We start from the raw sequence: 13,110 nt of genomic DNA, 5'->3' as shown, positions 1-13,110 counted from the left end.
TTATCGGGCTTCGCGTATTGAAATTTCAGGATATTCCAATGAACCAAATCGACCGACTGCTCGGTATTATGCAGCGCCTGCGCGACCCGGAAAACGGTTGTCCCTGGGACAAAGAGCAGACATTCGCCACTATTGCCCCTTACACCCTCGAAGAAACCTATGAAGTGCTGGACGCAATTGCGCGGGAAGACTTCGACGACCTGCGTGGAGAGCTGGGTGACTTGCTGTTCCAGGTGGTGTTTTACGCCCAGATGGCGCAGGAAGAAGGACGTTTCGATTTCAATGATATTTGCGCCGCCATCAGCGATAAGCTTGAGCGTCGCCACCCACATGTTTTTGCTGATGTTTCTGCCAGTAACAGCACTGAGGTGTTGACCCGCTGGGAGCAAATCAAAAGCGAAGAACGCGCCCAGAAGGCGCAGCATTCCGCGCTCGACGATATTCCCCGAAGTTTACCGGCGTTAATGCGCGCCCAAAAAATCCAGAAACGCTGCTCTAATGTTGGCTTTGACTGGAAAACATTAGGACCGGTTGTCGACAAGGTTTACGAAGAGATTGATGAAGTCATGTTTGAGGCGAAGCAGGCTGTTGTCGACCAGGCTAAACTGGAGGAGGAAATGGGCGACCTGCTGTTCGCGACGGTCAATATGGCTCGGCATTTAGGCTCTAAAGCTGAGATCGCATTGCAAAAAGCGAACGAGAAATTTGAGCGCCGTTTTCGTGAGGTTGAGCGAATTGTAGCGGCTCGGGGTCTGGAAATGACTGGTGTTGATCTGGAAACTATGGAAGAAGTCTGGCAACAGGTAAAACGGCAGGAAATTGATCTCTAAGGGATTTCGTCGGTCAAGGGCGATTTGTGTGATTTTTTAAATAACAAGCGCTTGATTTACGTCAAAAACATTTACCCCAAAGGGGCTATTTTCTCACTCCCGATGTTTATGTGAGCCTGGTGAAGAGGAGGAATAATGAAAGTTTGTGGCGCTCGTCATGTTCGGGTATACTACTTTCCCGTCTTGGTAATTCCATCGTTTCACCCTAACTTCTCAGGTCCAGCATGACAACGAACTATATTTTTGTGACCGGCGGGGTCGTATCCTCTCTGGGTAAAGGCATTGCCGCAGCCTCCCTGGCAGCCATTCTTGAGGCTCGTGGCCTCAACGTGACCATGATGAAACTGGATCCGTATATCAACGTCGATCCAGGTACTATGAGTCCAATCCAACACGGGGAAGTGTTCGTTACTGAAGACGGCGCTGAAACCGACCTGGACCTGGGTCACTATGAGCGTTTCATTCGTACCAAAATGACTCGCCGCAATAACTTCACTACCGGTCGAATTTACTCCGATGTCCTGCGCAAAGAGCGCCGTGGCGACTATCTGGGTGCAACCGTACAGGTTATCCCGCACATCACCAACGCGATTAAAGAGCGTGTCCTTGCCGGTGGCGAAGGTCATGACGTCGTTCTGGTTGAAATCGGCGGTACTGTCGGTGATATCGAATCCCTGCCATTCCTGGAAGCGATTCGCCAATTAGCGGTAGATATCGGTCGTGAACACGCGCTGTTCATGCACCTGACTCTGGTTCCTTACCTGGCCGCTGCCGGTGAAGTCAAAACTAAACCGACTCAGCACTCGGTAAAAGAGTTGCTGTCTATCGGTATCCAGCCTGACATTCTGATCTGTCGTTCCGATCGCGCGGTTCCGGCCAACGAACGTGCAAAAATTGCATTGTTCTGTAACGTGCCAGAAAAAGCCGTTATTTCAATGAAAGATGTCGATTCCATCTATAAAATTCCAGGCCTGTTGAAATCCCAGGGCCTTGACGATTATATTTGTAAACGATTCAGCTTGAACTGTCCGGAAGCTAATCTGTCAGAATGGGAACAGGTTATCTACGAAGAAGCGAATCCGGCAGGCGAAGTGACTATCGGTATGGTTGGCAAGTATATTGAACTGCCGGATGCCTATAAGTCAGTTATCGAAGCATTGAAGCACGGTGGTCTGAAGAATCGTGTCACCGTCAACATTAAGCTGATCGATTCGCAAGATGTCGAAACGCGCGGCGTTGAGATCCTGAAAGGTCTTGATGCAATCCTGATCCCTGGCGGCTTCGGCTACCGTGGTGTTGAAGGTAAGATCGCGACAGCGCGCTTTGCGCGTGAAAACAATGTTCCTTATCTGGGTATTTGCCTGGGTATGCAGGTTGCGTTGATTGAGTTTGCACGTAACGTAGTGGGTATGGATAACGCCAACTCCACGGAATTTGTGCCAGACTGTAAGTACCCGGTGGTGGCCCTGATTACCGAATGGCGCGATGAAGACGGCAACGTTGAAGTCCGTACCGAGAAGAGCGATCTGGGCGGCACAATGCGCCTTGGCGCCCAGCAGTGTCAGTTGAGCGACGATAGCCTGGTTCGTCAGCTGTACGGCGCGCCGACAATTGTTGAACGCCATCGCCACCGTTACGAAGTCAACAATATGCTGTTGAAACAGATTGAAGCTGCGGGTCTGCGTATTGCAGGCCGTTCCGGTGATGATCAGTTGGTCGAGATCATTGAGGTACCGAATCATCCGTGGTTCGTGGCCTGTCAGTTCCACCCGGAATTTACTTCCACGCCACGTGATGGGCACCCGCTGTTTGCCGGCTTTGTGAAAGCCGCCAGTGAACATCAGAAGCGTCAGGCGAAGTAAGAAGTAAAAAAGTTAGAACGGCAATGCACCCATCCGGGTGCATTGTTTGTCTGGAGTTTTAGTTTAACTTGTACTGAGGAAAATCTAATGTCCAAAATCGTTAAAATCATCGGTCGTGAAATCATCGACTCCCGTGGTAACCCGACTGTTGAAGCCGAAGTACACCTGGAAGGTGGTTTCGTTGGTATGGCAGCAGCTCCGTCAGGTGCTTCTACTGGTTCCCGCGAAGCACTGGAACTGCGCGACGGCGACAAATCCCGTTTCATGGGTAAAGGCGTACTGAAAGCTGTTGCAGCTGTTAACGGCCCAATTGCTCAGGCTCTGCTGGGTAAAGATGCTAAAGATCAGGCTGGCATCGACAAGATCATGATCGATCTGGACGGTACTGAAAACAAATCCAACTTCGGTGCAAACGCCATCCTGGCTGTGTCCCTGGCGAACGCCAAAGCAGCAGCAGCTGCTAAAGGCCTGCCGCTGTATGCACACATCGCTGAACTGAACGGTACTCCGGGCAAATACTCCATGCCGGTTCCGATGATGAACATCATCAACGGTGGTGAGCACGCTGACAACAACGTTGACATCCAGGAGTTCATGATTCAGCCGGTTGGCGCTAAAACCCTGAAAGAAGCCGTACGTATGGGTTCTGAAGTGTTCCACAACCTGGCTAAAGTTCTGAAAGCTAAAGGTATGAACACTGCAGTGGGTGACGAAGGCGGCTACGCGCCGAACCTGGGTTCCAACGCTGAAGCTCTGGCTGTAATCGCTGAAGCGGTTAAAGCAGCTGGCTACGAGCTGGGCAAAGACATCACCCTGGCGATGGACTGTGCAGCTTCTGAATTCTACAAAGACGGTAAATACGTTCTGGCTGGCGAAGGCAACAAAGCATTCACCTCCGAAGAATTCACTCACTTCCTGGAAGAACTGACCAAACAGTACCCGATCGTGTCCATCGAAGATGGTCTGGACGAGTCTGACTGGGACGGTTTCGCATACCAGACTAAAGTTCTGGGCGACAAAATCCAGCTGGTTGGTGACGATCTGTTCGTAACCAACACCAAGATCCTGAAAGAAGGCATCGAAAAAGGCATCGTTAACTCCATCCTGATCAAATTCAACCAGATCGGTTCTCTGACCGAAACTCTGGCTGCGATCAAAATGGCGAAAGACGCTGGCTACACCGCTGTCATCTCTCACCGTTCTGGCGAAACTGAAGACGCTACCATCGCTGACCTGGCTGTGGGTACCGCTGCAGGCCAGATCAAAACCGGTTCTATGAGCCGTTCTGACCGCGTTGCTAAGTACAACCAGCTGATTCGTATCGAAGAAGCTCTGGGTGAACAAGCGCCGTACAACGGTCGTAAAGAGATCAAAGGTCAGGCGTAATCCTGTTCTTTAACTCTTAACGTAAAAACCCGCTGCGGCGGGTTTTTTTATGCGTTCAGCGGAACTTGAAGCAGATAAATCTGCTGGCTGTTTTTATCGGCAAGTTTCTGAAGGAAGCAAAATAGCGCATGATTAGTTCGCAGATTAAACTTTTTGCGGATGATGTATTTATGCACATAGAGCGTTTTCTCTGAGATTGACATGTTGTGGGCAATCTCAGATGTCGTTATCCCCTGATAGATAAAGGACATAATACGCCTTTGCTGCCTGGTCAGGACTTTATGTGGACAATGAAAACATAATGTTTTCCCTGGCTGTATTTGCTTTTTTCTTGATTCCCGCCAGGCGGTTAATACTTTCTCTTTGACTGTCGACAGTGAGTCCTGTCGGTGAATAAAAATGATCCGGGCAATGCAAAAGGGCAGATCGGAAGGGGAGTCAATCACCTCATCGGTTAAGCCAATAATAATTCCTGTTGTCCTGTTTTGCAGTTCAGGAAAACACATGAGATGCTCTCCTGGAGCCAGAGAAATAACGACGATATCTGCCTTATCAAAGTTTTGTTGGGAGTAAGATGTTAAAAAAATAATGTTATTGGCGGTTATTCCAAAGAATATCTCTATAAAAAAATGTTTCAATCCATCGCAATAAAATTCGTAAGGGTCCTGTATAAGTATTATCATATTTAATATACCAGAAGCCAGCAGAGGCATTTATTAATAATAAGGGTATTTTTTATTAATTAAAATTAATTTGTACCAAAGAGTTAAACGTATTGGGAAGGGGGCAGATACCAGCCAGTAAAAAGGTCGCTGGACACAGGGGACAAAGTACCAGGATAGAATAATTCATTTGTTGCACCATGATAAATATCCTTTACACAGAAATAGTTCGGTTTACTGATGAGTCATTGTGAATTGCAAAAGGGTCACTTAATTGTAGGTAAAGTTGGCCTGAACGATACCAGAGATCGTCCCCGGCATCACATTGCCTTTGGAATAGGCCTGGGCACGTAAATTGTATGTAACGGTACGATCGGCGAGTACCGATTGAGTAATATTTGTATTATTTCCTTTCAGGTAACCGGTGCTGACCTGGATCAGTTCTATTGCAACGTTCGCCGTTCCGCTATTTTTATAGCGTACCGGAAAGTCGGGATCTTCCGTTCCGGTAAACGTCACGACTACGCTGGTGGTTCCCACCGGGCAACTGGCAAGGTTAATGGTAAAATTAACCGGGGTAGAGGTTGTACCTGCCACTGCAATATCTGCAGCCGGGATGTCTCCTAAATTAACATTGATATTGCTGCCACTGGCTACGACACACGGGGACGCAATAACTTTCCCGGTAATATTAATATTGGTGGGTTCGGCCCCGGCAATACTGATTGTCGTCCCCAGATACAGTCCTGCCAGCGCCAGATGAATGTACTTTTTATGAATATTCATTTTAATTCTCTCCTTGTATAACTCTGATGGCGAAGTTGCCTACTGATAAGTAATATTGAGCGTCGCAGTGGCGTTAGCGCTGCCTGCGGTCACGTTGTTTTTCGTCTGAAAATAGCGTGCGGTAAAGGCTCCCGGAGGAAATTCCTGCCCGCCTGCTGAGGTTTTCAGTACGATGTTGTTATCCAGCTTCAGGGGCGTATTGCCATACAGCAGTTGGATCCCGATTCCGCTCGCAACTCCTGACATTCCTGCTCCCGATAACGCCAGGATACTGTCATTGGCGGTCTCTGCACTTTGCGTCCCACTTAACGATGCGTTAATGCGGGCGCCCGCATCACAGTTCAGGTCTATCGTGAAGGTCCGATCGCCTTTGGTGGTTCCTGCTCCGGTAAAACTATCCGCTAATACCGGATCCAGGGGAACAGCGATACTCGAGTTATTTATTGCACAGGCCTGGACCGTTACCACCACTGACCCCGCACCTGACCAGATGGGATTTAAATCCCACTGCCCGCTTTGATTATTTAACGAATAGCTTGAGGTTACAGACGGTATTGTCGTTATTGCTCCTGAGGCGACATTGGGCTTTGTTTTCACAAATTGCAGTGATGCTCCCATGGATAAACCCTGCGTGTCCTTGTTAAGTATATGGCAGGTGTAAGTCCGGGTTGAGTTTGAAATATGATCGTCAAACTGCACCGGGCAAAAGGACAGTGAGCCTGAATTCAGGGCGAAATTATAACGAACGCCAATTCCGTCGATATTCGTGGGATAGACATCGGTATAACCTGCAACAGGGGCTGAATTAACCTGTAAACGCAAGTACACATCTCTGTCGGCGTCAGGATCCCCAAAGCAACCCAACCCCCATACTTCGCTGCCAATAGATCCAAATTTATCACTGAAGACATTCATGGTGGCGTCGTCACGTTGATAATTTAACGTTCCTGAGAACGTGTAATACCCGCCGGAATTATTACAGCTGGCCGCTTCAACAGAGGCAGTAAATGCATCGGTTAACCCAAGTACCAGGACGAATATATGATTCTTCTGTATCTGTAACATAACGCATACCCTCACCGCTATTTCAGGTGACTATTCTCAGCAACCCATTCAGAGCCTGGCTCTAAGCAGGGTGGTTTTGTTTATCGGTAAGTAAAATTCATTTGTACCAGGGAAGTAAACGTACCGGGGAGGGTAGTGTCAGAGACAATCACCCGACCAGCCAGTAAAAAGGTCGCCTTGCGCTGAGCGTCAACGGGGACGTTCATGCTGCTGCCGTTGCCCTGCACCTGCGCCTTGTTCGTGTCCCGGGCCATTTGCACGGCGGCGTTGGCGGCGGTCCCCGTATTGGCATACAACGTGGGATCTTCTGCTGCCGGTTGTCCGTTGAACGTCACGTCCACCGATGTCGTTCCTGCCGGGCATTTGAAAAGCCTTACCTCAAACGATTTCCACGCGGAAGCATTTCCGTCGGCGCGCATTTCATTTAAGCGGAGCTGGCCGAAATTAACGCTCTGGTTTTGCGAGGCGATATCGACTACGCAGGGAGAAGCCACAACATGACCACCGATATTGATCTCCGCGGCATATGCAGGGCACGCCAGACAAAGCGCCGGGAGAACATATTTCATTTGTTGCTGCATGATAAACACCCGTTGAGCAGAGAAGTCAGGTTTACTGATAGGTGAAGGTGACTTGTGAAACAGTCACTATCGTGCCGGGCATAACGTCTGCCGCTGCGGCAATGGCACGCGCGCCTATCGGGAAGGAGACTGTGCGGTCGGTTGCAACATTACGCTTTAATGTGGTTCCCGGACCTAAAAACTTACCGTTACCGGAACCCAGACTCTCTTTAAGCTGTACGTTAACATTGGTTGCCGTCCCGGTATTGGCATACTCCCCGGGGCTGTTCGCTGCTGGCGTTCCGGAAAAGGCCGCCGTTACCGATGTTGTGCCGAAAGGACAATCTTTTAAGATTAAATAAAAGATTTTGAATGTTGTGACGTTACCAGGCTGTGCCAGGGCGGTGGCCTGAATATCATCACCCAAATTAACATTGAGCTGTGATTTGGTGGTGTCAACGGTACAAGGTGAGGCGACGACTTTGCCGGTAATATTAATATTGACCGGATTGGCCCCGGCAATATTGATTGTTGCCGCTAAATACAGCCCCGCCAGCGCCAGATGAATGAATCTTTTATGAATATTCATTTTATTCCTCTCCTTGTATAACTCTGATGGCGGAGCCGTCTACTGATAAGTAATATTGAGCGTCGCAGTGGCGTTAGCGCTGCCCACGGTCACGTTATCTTTCGTCTGAAAATAGCGTGCGGTAAAGGCGCCCGGAGGAAATTCCTGACCGCCTGCTGAGGTTTTCAGCAGGATGTTGTTATTCAGCTTCAGGGGCGTATTGTCATACAGCAATTGGATCCCGATTCCTCTCGCAACCCCTGACGTTCCGGCCCCTGATAACGCCAGGATACTGTTATTGGAGGTCTCTGCACTTTGCGTCCCACTTAACGATGCGTTAATCCGGGTGCCCGCATCACAGTTAAGATTGATGGTAAAGGCAGTATCGCCTTTAGTTGTACCTCTTCCTGTAAACGCACTGCCTAAAGCATCAGGCAACGGTACGGTAATCGTTGAACTGTTTAGCGAACAGGCTAACTGAATAACCTGACCTGCGACGATACTTCCCCTGACAACCTCAAGGTTGTCATAGGTTTTTTGAAAATACAGTCCGCTATCAATATTTTTTGATGTTATCGGTCCGGTCTTATATAGCTCCACCGTTACGCCCTGACCCAGCCCGGAGCCATCGACAGGGATTGCACCCTGTCCCATTGTTCCTGTCCTGGGTGGGTTATCAAATGTATCTTGCGTGAACGCCGTATAATAGACCTTTATCCCGACGCCGGGGATGCCCGTATTATAGATATGGGGAAAACCGCTAATTGCATCGCGAAACATGGATACTGAAATTAATTCTCCCCCCTGACAACCGAGCCATGAGCCAGTAAAGGGCGGAAATAATTTTATCGTACCGATCTTCTGACCCACAGGAATATCACGTTGCGCATAGATTGTACCAATATCTATATTATCCCAGGCCATAACCCCCTTTTGTTGTTCGATACTGCAGGTGGCAAGCGCAGGAAATGCGCTGCATATCAGAAAAGCAGCGCTCCAGATAATTTGCTGAAATTTCATTTTGCTCATTGGTATACCTCAATACGCAACAGGTATCAGATAAAAAATTAATTTTTTGAACGGCTAAGTTATTTACTTAATGACATCGCTCGCTAATGATCTGAATATCGCTATTTTCCGGCGGCGCTTTATCCAGGGAATAATTCACCTGACACTGCTGCTCTGCACCGTTCCCCCATTTCACTCTTAGTTCGCCGCGGTCGGCCAGACCGGTCAGATACACCTGTCCGCCATCGCCAACGATAAATGCCTGGGCGCTTTTCTGCGCGGTATCGCTGACCGTCGCGCCAAATGGCACCGGCATTCCACCCTGTCGCAATAGCGTCATCATCACGCGCTGGCCCACGCTGGCGTTAAAGCTGGCCTGCACCACGGCTCCCCGCGTCGGCACCACGTTGCGGGTGGTCTGCATCAGCTCTACGTTATCGGGCAGCGTCAGCGTATTCAGCTGCACCTGGTTTTTACGGTAGGGCGAGGTATAAGGCACGATGGCATAGCCGCGCCAGTCGGTTTTCACCCCGCTCTGATTGCTCACGCCAACCCCGGAGGCTCCCGGAGCCTGAACCAGCGCCATGGTTTCACCCAGCGGTTGGCCGAAGGTGACGCCGCTGGCGTGCGCGACTATCCCGCCCTGTAGCCCGTAGTTCAGCCGCTGGCTGTTTTTGTCGTAAGCATATCCTGCAGTGACTTCAGCATAGGTTCCGCGATAGTCGGCGTTCAGATTGCCGCCGTTGCCCGTCCCCTGGCTGCCGTAACTCTGCTGGATGCTCCAGCTCAGGTTATTGCCCTCAAGCGTCGTACCATTGAGTCCCACGGTGTGATTGGTGCTCCCTTTCTGGCTGCTGCTGACGTTCCACGACGCGTGGGTATTACTTAACCAGTGGCTCAGTGGAATGCTGACGTTCAGTGAGAACACCTGGTCGCGCTCATAGACCTTTTCTTTGCCGGAGCCCCCGCTGCGCGACGTCGAGTTAATGTTATAGCTGTAATTAAGCCCGTAGCTGATGCCGTTCCAGCTATTGTTGTAACCGGCGCTCATCGACCGCAGGGTCCGGCCGCTGTTCCAGTAGTCTTCGTTTATCAGGCTCAGCGACAGCGAACCCGCTCTTTCCCACAAATTCTGGCTCAGCGACAGTTCAGTACGGTTACGCCTGCGCTCGAAAAACGTCGGGGTGTTCCCGCCGCGCCAGGTATCCATGACTTCTGCCAGCGTGTAATAGCCATCGGTCGAGTAGCGATAACCGGCAATGGCGAAGTTAGTCCCGGTTTCGACAATATTTTTGCTGTAGCGGATCCGCCATGACTGGCCTTTCTCCTTCGGCTGGCTCTGTATCTTCGACCAGCCCTGGGTGACGTCCAGCGAAAGCGCGCCAATTTCCCCCAGATTTTTACCGACGCCCAGCGCCAGCGACTGATAGTGGTCCGCGAACTGGCCGCCGCCATAGAGGGTAAAACCCCGGGGCAGGCCGTAGATCAGCGTCGCCTGGCTAAACGGCGTCTTTTCCACGCTGCGGTCATACGAACGATACTGGCCGCTGGTCAGTGAATATTTCAGCCGCTGTTCACGCTGGAGCACCGGCAGTGAGGCAAACGGTACGACGAGATTCTGCTCGCTGCCGTTATCTTCTTTAATCGTCACATAGAGATCCCCGCTGCTGCCGGTGGCGTACATGTCGTTGATTTCAAATGCGCCTGGTGCCACATAGCTCTGATAAATAACATACCCGTTCTGGCGGATAATCACCTGCGCATTGGTTCGCGCGATGCCTTTGATCGCCGGTGCATAGCCCTTCATGCTGTCGGGGATCATCTCCTCGTCGGACGCCAACTGCGCGCCGCGAAAAGGAACGCTGTCGAAAATATCGGACGGGGAGGCGCTGTCTCCCAGCACCAGCTGGCTCTTCAGGACACGAATATCACGGGACAAATAGCTATAGACGGTGTCCCAGCTGTCGCGACCGTTATTCTCCCGCTGAAAAGTCGTGTAATTACGCAGCCGCCAGGGACCGATATTCATGCCGGGACGCAGGTTGGCGTACTGGGTCGTACTGTCCGTGCCGCTACGATCCCGTGCCCGGGTACTGGCACCGTTCACGCTGTAATTAAGCAGCAGGGCGGTGATCCCATCATCCCACTGCGTTTCAGGAACGTAATCGCGTGGATTCATCACAATGGCGGCCTGCGGAATGCTCAACAGCAGTTGCTGCGCGCTAAAGCGAAACTCTGCGCGAGCATGGGGGATCGCGTCCAGCCTGGCGCACGGCGCGGCGGCATCGCCCAGATCCGGGAACAGGTCGGTTTTGACTCCCATCGCGTTAAGCTGGCTCACGCTCAGGCATGGCGACAGAAGCGCTTTCCCGTCCGGGCCGGGCTGCATGCTGAATTCCACTTCCCGGGTTTCCTGAAACTGGTTGTTAACAGAGATATCGACCCGGTAAACGCCCGGCGCCTGGCCGTTTTCCTCTTCAAATACGCTAAGATCGGTCTTTTCCTGATGCGGGTTGTCAATTTCCAGCATCAGCGGATTAAAATATTCCCTGGCGTGTGAGGCAAAAGTCGTTAAATTTAATAGTAAAAAGGGTGTCGAAAAAAGATAAATCAGCCTGCGGGTATTATTGGTTTGTGGATATTCGCGCAGGTTTTTTGGGCTCCCCATCTGTGTAGTCCTTCCCTGAAGGGTAAATAATTAACGCCGGATTCCTGTGCTGTTATTTATCAGAACGAAGCACTATGAAGCTCGCCGATTCCGCCGTAATCATTAATAATTTTCCAGCTCACGCTATTACCCGCACCGCTGGGTAATTCAAAAATGGCGCTACTCTGCGGCGCAATATACCGGGCATCTTCCAGCTCTTTACCTGCAACGGTAACGCTCTGGAAATTCATATAAAATGAGGTCGGGTTACTCACCTCCAGCCGGTTGCCGCGGCGCTGCCAGGAAAGCTTATGGGTTAACACTTCCGCGGAGCCTGTTAAACCTTCAGGGCGATAGATCAGTTTGATGCGCGTCTTGACCGCGATCTGCAGCAGGTTTTTACCCTGATCTTTTTCTATCGAGGGGATACTCTTAATATTCAGCCAGTACAGCGATTCCCTGTCCTGCGGTAGATTCCCGCCCGCCCGCACGACGCGCAAGACATTTTCCTGCCCGCCGTCCAGACGAAATAACGGCGGGGTGATCACAAACGGCGTTTTCTCTGCGCGATTAATTTCCGGTTCGACCCAGCTTTGCACCAGATAAGGTGCATGGTCCGGGTTGCTCACATTAATTGAAGACTCTTTCTTACTCCCATCGTAAATTAAGCGGGTGCCACCCACAATCAGGCCAGCCTGGGCTAACCCGGAGGTTATTATTAGTGCAGTCAGCAAGGTGAGAGGAATAAGTTTCATCATTAGTCATTCATTAAAAGAGTGAGGACGGACCGACAATAATCCATCGGTCCGAATAACAATTTCGTTATGCAGGTATGACGGGCTATTAATTATAAACAATGGTGAAACTTGCCATTGAATTAGCCTTTCCTGCGGTCACCGTTGTCGATGTGGCGATATAGCGCGCAATAAAATCCAGATTATTCACCACGCCGGTACCTGACGTCAGAGGGTATTGTTTGGATGCGTTATACAGCGGAATCGCGGTATTGGCATCGTCGTATAATTGAATCCCCACGCCGCCTGCCACGCCAGTTTCTGCGGTCAGGGCCAGCACGCCAGGACTCCCTGTCACCGGGGAGCCGTCAAACTTCACGGCCGCCTTGGTTGCGCTTACCGGGCAATCCGTGAGCTGCAACGTGAATTTGGTCGGTGCAGCAGTAGAGCCTGCGTTGGTAAAGGCGCTCTTACTGACCTGACCTAGTGTCACCGTCAGCGGACTGGCCGGACTATTGGTGACTTTACAGGCGGCATCAATAATCTCGCCGTTAAAATTCACCTCCCCATCAGCTGCCATCGCTGAAACTCCAGCCAGAGACGAAATCAGCACTCCCAGTGGCAGTAATTTGCTTTTCATGATCTATTCCTTGAGTATATTCAATTTATTAGTATTAATGTATTGCCAGGCAAACGGCAGCTTTTTGAAATTTATCAATAGAATATCGTCCCGTTTCCAGGCTCACAGATCTCTAATGATAATATTAATAAGAATGACAGTTCCCTGCTTTTATATTTAAAACGGGTTTGTCAAACGTTATAATTTGTATGAGATTATTCTTGTACATTTCAAAATATCCGGCAACACTTTTTTGGGTGTAATTTTACACCCTGTGTGTTTTCCGCGATAAAAGGGTTATGCCAGAGGGGTAGTAAGTCTTGGGAAAATAGCGACTGTCAGTTAACAAAACAAGAACATATTATAAGGGTAAACATTTCATC

The 13,110-nt window shown here is 50.2% G+C and carries 12 protein-coding genes; 3 read left to right on the top strand and 9 right to left on the bottom strand.

Going from position 1 to position 13,110, the window contains the following annotated elements; genetic code table 11:
• Positions 1–38 precede the first annotated feature (38 nt).
• The 3 genes from mazG (at position 39) to eno (ending at position 4,078) form a co-directional block, all read left to right on the top strand.
• A complete protein-coding gene (mazG, locus tag OGV65_RS11630; RefSeq protein ID WP_286454977.1) occupies positions 39–830 on the top strand; it encodes a nucleoside triphosphate pyrophosphohydrolase in 792 nt (263 codons plus the stop codon).
• Positions 831–1,054: 224 nt separating this feature from the next.
• Complete coding sequence (gene pyrG / locus OGV65_RS11625) at positions 1,055–2,692, top strand: glutamine hydrolyzing CTP synthase (protein WP_016154233.1); 1,638 nt, start codon at positions 1,055–1,057, stop codon at positions 2,690–2,692.
• Positions 2,693–2,779: 87 nt separating this feature from the next.
• A complete protein-coding gene (gene eno, locus OGV65_RS11620; protein ID WP_003034129.1) occupies positions 2,780–4,078 on the top strand; it encodes a phosphopyruvate hydratase in 1,299 nt (432 codons plus the stop codon).
• A gap of 47 nt (positions 4,079–4,125) precedes the next feature.
• Here eno and OGV65_RS11615 read toward each other — a convergent pair whose 3' ends face one another.
• From OGV65_RS11615 to OGV65_RS11575, 9 genes are all read right to left on the bottom strand, one after another.
• Positions 4,126–4,761, bottom strand: a complete 636-nt coding sequence (locus OGV65_RS11615; RefSeq protein WP_286454976.1) for a helix-turn-helix transcriptional regulator — start codon at positions 4,759–4,761, stop codon at positions 4,126–4,128.
• 249 nt (positions 4,762–5,010) lie between these two features.
• Positions 5,011–5,526: a fimbrial protein gene (locus tag OGV65_RS11610; RefSeq protein WP_200108213.1), complete on the bottom strand. Its 516-nt coding sequence runs from the start codon at positions 5,524–5,526 to the stop codon at positions 5,011–5,013.
• A gap of 39 nt (positions 5,527–5,565) precedes the next feature.
• Entirely contained in the window at positions 5,566–6,591 is a 1,026-nt protein-coding gene (locus OGV65_RS11605; protein WP_286454975.1) for a fimbrial protein, read from the bottom strand.
• A gap of 80 nt (positions 6,592–6,671) precedes the next feature.
• The gene (locus tag OGV65_RS11600; RefSeq protein WP_286454974.1) at positions 6,672–7,172 is read right to left on the bottom strand and encodes a fimbrial protein; all 501 of its coding nucleotides are present in this window, start codon (positions 7,170–7,172) and stop codon (positions 6,672–6,674) included.
• A 31-nt stretch (positions 7,173–7,203) separates the two neighbouring features.
• Positions 7,204–7,740, bottom strand: coding sequence for a fimbrial protein (locus OGV65_RS11595; RefSeq protein ID WP_047499395.1), 537 nt, complete (start codon positions 7,738–7,740; stop codon positions 7,204–7,206).
• A 39-nt stretch (positions 7,741–7,779) separates the two neighbouring features.
• Positions 7,780–8,748: a fimbrial protein gene (locus OGV65_RS11590; RefSeq protein WP_286454973.1), complete on the bottom strand. Its 969-nt coding sequence runs from the start codon at positions 8,746–8,748 to the stop codon at positions 7,780–7,782.
• A gap of 67 nt (positions 8,749–8,815) precedes the next feature.
• Positions 8,816–11,395 carry a fimbria/pilus outer membrane usher protein gene (locus OGV65_RS11585; protein WP_286454972.1) on the bottom strand — a complete coding sequence of 860 codons (2,580 nt, stop codon included), beginning with the start codon at positions 11,393–11,395 and terminating at the stop codon, positions 8,816–8,818.
• 59 nt (positions 11,396–11,454) lie between these two features.
• On the bottom strand, positions 11,455–12,129 hold the full coding sequence (locus OGV65_RS11580; protein ID WP_370916317.1) for a fimbrial biogenesis chaperone: 675 nt from the start codon (positions 12,127–12,129) through the stop codon (positions 11,455–11,457).
• An 88-nt stretch (positions 12,130–12,217) separates the two neighbouring features.
• A complete protein-coding gene (locus tag OGV65_RS11575; protein ID WP_047499397.1) occupies positions 12,218–12,748 on the bottom strand; it encodes a fimbrial protein in 531 nt (176 codons plus the stop codon).
• Between the last annotated feature and the right edge of the window lie 362 nt (positions 12,749–13,110).

This window comes from Citrobacter sp. Cb004 (assembly GCF_030337065.1).
Lineage (GTDB): Bacteria > Pseudomonadota > Gammaproteobacteria > Enterobacterales > Enterobacteriaceae > Citrobacter > Citrobacter braakii.
This window is presented reverse-complemented; position numbering and strand designations above follow the sequence as displayed.

Excerpts from the sequence above, each read along its gene's own strand:
- mazG (WP_286454977.1), top strand. The coding sequence starts at position 39 with ATGAACCAAATCGACCGACTGCTCGGTATTATGCAGCGCCTGCGCGAC.
- pyrG (WP_016154233.1), top strand. The coding sequence starts at position 1,055 with ATGACAACGAACTATATTTTTGTGACCGGCGGGGTCGTATCCTCTCTG.
- eno (WP_003034129.1), top strand. The coding sequence starts at position 2,780 with ATGTCCAAAATCGTTAAAATCATCGGTCGTGAAATCATCGACTCCCGT.
- OGV65_RS11615 (WP_286454976.1), bottom strand. The coding sequence starts at position 4,761 with ATGATAATACTTATACAGGACCCTTACGAATTTTATTGCGATGGATTG.
- OGV65_RS11610 (WP_200108213.1), bottom strand. The coding sequence starts at position 5,526 with ATGAATATTCATAAAAAGTACATTCATCTGGCGCTGGCAGGACTGTAT.
- OGV65_RS11605 (WP_286454975.1), bottom strand. The coding sequence starts at position 6,591 with ATGTTACAGATACAGAAGAATCATATATTCGTCCTGGTACTTGGGTTA.
- OGV65_RS11600 (WP_286454974.1), bottom strand. The coding sequence starts at position 7,172 with ATGCAGCAACAAATGAAATATGTTCTCCCGGCGCTTTGTCTGGCGTGC.
- OGV65_RS11595 (WP_047499395.1), bottom strand. The coding sequence starts at position 7,740 with ATGAATATTCATAAAAGATTCATTCATCTGGCGCTGGCGGGGCTGTAT.
- OGV65_RS11590 (WP_286454973.1), bottom strand. The coding sequence starts at position 8,748 with ATGAGCAAAATGAAATTTCAGCAAATTATCTGGAGCGCTGCTTTTCTG.
- OGV65_RS11585 (WP_286454972.1), bottom strand. The coding sequence starts at position 11,395 with ATGGGGAGCCCAAAAAACCTGCGCGAATATCCACAAACCAATAATACC.
- OGV65_RS11580 (WP_370916317.1), bottom strand. The coding sequence starts at position 12,129 with ATGAAACTTATTCCTCTCACCTTGCTGACTGCACTAATAATAACCTCC.
- OGV65_RS11575 (WP_047499397.1), bottom strand. The coding sequence starts at position 12,748 with ATGAAAAGCAAATTACTGCCACTGGGAGTGCTGATTTCGTCTCTGGCT.